Annotated in this window: 4 protein-coding genes; 1 reads left to right on the top strand and 3 read right to left on the bottom strand. The window is 59.6% G+C overall.

The genetic code is table 11. From position 1 onward, the window contains the following. On the bottom strand, positions 1–377 hold a 377-nt coding region (locus tag ACE5CZ_RS04115), incomplete at its 3' end, for a hypothetical protein (protein ID WP_374946086.1). A 154-nt stretch (positions 378–531) separates the two neighbouring features. Here ACE5CZ_RS04115 and ACE5CZ_RS04110 point away from each other — a divergent pair. Continuing rightward, on the top strand, positions 532–1,971 hold the full coding sequence (locus ACE5CZ_RS04110) for an ATP-binding protein (protein ID WP_374946085.1): 1,440 nt from the start codon (positions 532–534) through the stop codon (positions 1,969–1,971). On the opposite strand, the gene ACE5CZ_RS04105 is transcribed toward ACE5CZ_RS04110, so the two are convergent. After that, positions 1,968–2,855: an exonuclease domain-containing protein gene (locus ACE5CZ_RS04105; protein WP_374946084.1), complete on the bottom strand. Its 888-nt coding sequence runs from the start codon at positions 2,853–2,855 to the stop codon at positions 1,968–1,970. The two genes, ACE5CZ_RS04110 and ACE5CZ_RS04105, sit on opposite strands and share 4 nt — an antisense overlap. 489 nt (positions 2,856–3,344) lie before the next feature. After that, positions 3,345–4,211 (bottom strand): CU044_5270 family protein (locus ACE5CZ_RS04100; protein ID WP_374946083.1); only part of this gene is annotated, 867 nt, incomplete at its 5' end.

Below are 4,211 nucleotides of genomic sequence, written 5' to 3'. Positions count from 1 at the left end.
TTCTGCGCCAGCACCTCGCCCTCCGCGCTGAACGACTCGTACGGCTCGCGAAAAGACCGCACCCACACCCAGTCATCCGACCGATCCGCCGGAAGATAGAGCTTGTCGCGGTTGATCGACAGATAGCTCACGTAGTCGCCTGCCTCGGTGAACGTGGTGTTGCCGTAGGCCGCGTCGGTCTCGACCAGCAGGTACTGCCCTGGCGCCACCACCGGGTCGGAGTTCTCGACCGCCGCGACCGCCGCCGCCTGCAGGGCGTCGGCCGCAGCCGGCTCCGCACCACCGCGCCACTCGGCGAATCCGAGCACGTTCGTGGCCACCAGCGCCACCGACAACGACAACGACAACGACAACGACAACGACAACGACAACGACAACGCTGCACTAAAATCACCGCTCAGCTAACTTCTGTTTACAGCGATGTTTGCGAGTACGTTTCGAGTAACAACAAGAATCACCCACAAACGATGCAATTGACTGAGCTAGCTGGTTCATCTGGCTACTCAAAAGCTTTTAGAGTAGAATTCCCTCATGAGCGCATCAGGCTTCGAATCCGACCGCGCGCTGGCGGCAGTATTGCCGCTTCGCGCGAAGAAATTGCTTGCATTGCGCGAGAGCCAGTGGTTTGAAAGGAAAAGCATTCGGGTCGAGCCTAAGGTGGCTGCCCGCACGCTCGTAGGCTTCGCTAACGCCGAAGGCGGAACCCTGGTTATCGGCCTGAGCGAAGGCGTGGTCGAAGATCTGCGAGAACGCATGACCGAAATCAACGCACTTCGACGAGCCGCCATCAATTTCACTGAGCCTCCAGTACGCGTTTCCGCCGACGACGTACCTGTTGTCGATTTACAAGGCAACGAGCAGAAGCTTCTGGTTTTCAGGGTCGCTCCCGGCGACGTGGATTACAGGATGCGCGATGGTGACACGTACATGCGCGCCGGAGACTCGACAATGAAGCTGAGTTTTCTGCAGCAACGAGAACTCCTTTACGATCGCGGTTCGTCGAATTTCGAAGCGGAACCGGCCCGCGAGGCCAGCGTGGACGATCTCGACACGGACATCCTTCAAACGTTCTCCGACGCGATCGGCCTTGAAAATCCGCTCCGAAGCCTCAACGCCCGAAACCTGCTTACACGAGACAGCCAAATCACAAACGCGGGCTACCTCCTCTTCGCTCGCAATCCAGAGACTAACTTTCCGAACGCTCATGTGCGGGTGATCCGATATCGAGGAACCGTTCGCGGGGAAGGCGCCAGACAGACGATAGAAGCCGAACGCGACCATCGGATTACGGGACCGTTGCCGTTAGTCGTTATCAATGCCCAGCAGCTCATCGAAGAGTGGATGCCGAAACGGAGAGCCCTGAATAACGATGGACGCTTTGCCGACATGGCCATAGTGCCCCAAGCGGCTTGGCTCGAAGGTCTTGTGAACGCGGTTGTTCACCGCTCCTACAGCATGAGTGGAGACCACATTCGCTTTGAGATCTTCGACAATCGTGTTGAAGTAACCTCACCCGGAAGATTCCCCGTTATAGCGGACCTCACTGAGCCTACGAAGATCTCCCGCTATTCACGGAATCCACGAATTGCGCGAGTGTGCAGCGACATGGGCATCACCCAGGAACTAGGCGAAGGAATTCGACGAATCTTCGCCGAGATGCAGCGGCTCGGACTGGCAGATCCGCATTACATTCAAAGCTCTGCCTCAGTGACTCTCGTGTTGCGCGCAGCCGCACGAATTGATGAAAGGCTCGCCTCTAGACTTCCGCGTGGAGCCATCGCGACATTGGAATTCCTCGAGCAATCCGGTCGAGCCTTCGGTACCGGAGATATTGCTGAAGCCCTGCACCAGTCACGACCGACGACAATCAAACAGCTCAATGGTCTGAGAGACGAAGGCCTGGTTCTGTGGACAGGTAAGAGCGCCCGGGACCCTCGGGCGTCCTGGTCAGCGACGAACCCGACGACCTAGAGCTGGATCAATTCCAGGAACGTCTGCTCCGTGACGACCTCAATACGTTGACCGTTCGTTGCAAGGTCCATCGCGCGCTCGACCTTCGAGCTGAGAGACGCGCCTTCTTTCAGAGTGCGCGGATCGAATCCGCCCATGACCACAAGCGAGGTCTTCTTGGTGACATTGCCAGACACAGAGGCCCCAAATCCAGCCACGACCTTCTGGGCCTCGCTGCGTGTGTGGGAATCGAGGTCTCCGGAGAAGCAGACCACCTCACCGAAAAGCGGATGTCCGGGATCGGCCTCGATGTTGGCGCCGGGCAGGTCAGCCTTTTTCTGGTACGGGCGAATACGAGGGGCCCGCTTACGTTCGGCAGCCTTGCGCCACAGCTCTTGGATATTTGCCGCACTGGTTTCAGTAGCTATGGCCAGTGCAATCTGAGCGCAGGCCAGTGAATCGGCTCCCGCTTCGTGGTGATTGAAATCGGAAAGGCCGAAGTGCTTCATGACTCGCGGGAGACGGTAGCCATCCAATTCGACGTGCTGACGCACCACGCTCAGGGCATCGAGAAAGACGAAGCCTCGGTCCGGCAGCCCGATGATCTTGTTCGCGGCGTTGTAGACGCCTTTATCGAAGGGACTGTAGGCAACGAGCGGTGTTCCTTCGATGAGGGTATCGAGGCGATCGAGGGTCCAGCTCCACGATGGGGCGTCGACGACATGCTGTGGTCCGATGCCATGAATATAGGTGTTGGTGAAGTCGAGACCGGTGGGGGGCATGACGAACCAGGATTCGTTCACGACGATCTGACCACCGACCACCTTCGTGATGCCGACGGCGCAAACAGACCCCCGGTCAAAGTTGGCAGTCTCGAAATCGATCGCCGTGAAATCAAGGCTCATGTTGCGGACTCTATGGGTACGCTCAACTCCCCGCCATTCCCCAAGTAGGGCACAGCTGGTCATACGGGACCGCTAACTGGCTTCTCTTTGTGCGCTGCCGCGCCACCCAAAAAGACTCGAACGTATGCGAGAATGTATGGACGTATTTTTCACGACGATTTGTTTCCTGTGTCGGAGGTTGCGCTTAGGCTGACATCTGTCAGCTCGCCTGGGCTGCTGAGACAAAGGAGTCGAACAAATGCCCACAGTTCCCACAATCACCTGCCCGTACTGCCATCACACGTTCGTAGGAGTGAAGGTGACGCAGCACGGAGCAATCAATTGCAGCAAGTGCGGGAAGACAATGAGAATTTAGCCTGCCGCCTCACTAGAACCGTAGCCAGCTTAAGGAGCACGTCGGCCGGTTCATGAGCGAGAAAGTTGATCACGCGATCACCAACCTGTTTGGCTGAAATGTAGTTCACGAGGAAGATGACCTCGCTTCTGCTCTTAGGTGATCTCGATACGGCCGCGGTCGAACTGCCCGTTCTGCGTCCCACCCTCGGGAGCCGCATCGACCACTGAGGTCCTCGCCGCAGTGAACCCCGTCGTCGTTCCCGCCGGGAAGCCCCAGCCCTCGTCGGTCAGCTCCACCCGGCGTTCTCCGATCAGCGCTCCGGTCTTCGTGTCGATGATCAGGTCCTGCCGCGAGTTGTCCGCCGACTCGACCCGGCCGATCGAGATGCCCGTACTTCCCTCGAAATTGAGCACCTGCTCGCTGATTTCCACCCCGGGAATTCCGGCGGCCGCCTCGTAGAGCGCGGCACGAACATCCGCCGGCGTCACCCCGGTGCGCAGGGTGTCGGCGATCCAGCCGAGCGCCGCGCCATCGGCCGAATTGCCGCCACCGGCCGTCACCTTATAGATGTGGTTCAGCAGTTGCTGCGGGTCCCTCGGCAGGGCATCGAAATCGGGCACCGTCGAGTTGCCGTAGAACTGCGCATCCGGAGCACGAAGCAGCTCGGGCACACCATCTGCCTCGGCCACCTCGTCGGCATAACTCTTCTGCGCCAGCGCCTCACCCTCGGCGCTGAACGACTTGTACGGCTCGCGAAAAGACCGCACCCACACCCAGTCGTCCGACCGATCCGCCGGAGCATAGAGCTTGTCGCGGTTGATCGTCAGATAGCTCACGTAGCCACCCGCCTCGGTCAGCGTGGTGTTGCCGTAGACCGCGTCGGTCTCGACCAGCAGGTACTGCCCGGGCGCCACCACCGGGTCGGAGTTCTCGACCGCCGCGAGCGCCGCCGCCTGCAGGGCATCGGCCGCAGCCGGCTCCGCACCACCGCGCCACCCGGCGAATCCAAGCACGTTCCC

The organism is Agreia sp. (assembly GCF_964263775.1).
Lineage (GTDB): Bacteria > Actinomycetota > Actinomycetes > Actinomycetales > Microbacteriaceae > Agreia.
This window is presented reverse-complemented; position numbering and strand designations above follow the sequence as displayed.

Bases quoted from the DNA above. Each gene is read 5' to 3' on its own strand.
- ACE5CZ_RS04110 (WP_374946085.1), top strand. From the start codon at position 532: ATGAGCGCATCAGGCTTCGAATCCGACCGCGCGCTGGCGGCAGTATTG.
- ACE5CZ_RS04105 (WP_374946084.1), bottom strand. From the start codon at position 2,855: ATGAGCCTTGATTTCACGGCGATCGATTTCGAGACTGCCAACTTTGAC.